Here is a 276-nt window from a genome sequence, read left to right on the forward strand (position 1 = left end):
CTTTTAATCTATTGATGGGGCGCACGTTGCAAGGTCGTTATGGTCAAGAGCCACAAGTGTGTATTACCGTACCGATTTTGGAAGGCTTAGATGGTGTTAATAAAATGTCCAAATCATTGGGCAACTATGTCGCTATTTATGATGCACCGGGCACGATGTACCAAAAACTGCTATCGATGCCAGACACTCTAATTCGCCGTTATTTTGAATTTTTAAGCTTTAAGCCGATGGAGGAAGTCGAAGGCTTAATGGCAGAGATGGAAAACGGTCGCAATC

General features: G+C 43.1%; 1 pseudogene. It reads left to right on the forward strand.

Annotated elements, in window-relative coordinates:
• Nucleotides 1-276 (forward strand): annotated as a pseudogene (locus AAEZ03_RS27210) (tyrosine--tRNA ligase); the annotation flags it as partial.

It is taken from the genome of Pseudomonas sp. HY2-MNA-CIBAN-0224, assembly GCF_040310285.1.
Lineage (GTDB): Bacteria > Pseudomonadota > Gammaproteobacteria > Pseudomonadales > Pseudomonadaceae > Aquipseudomonas > Aquipseudomonas helleri.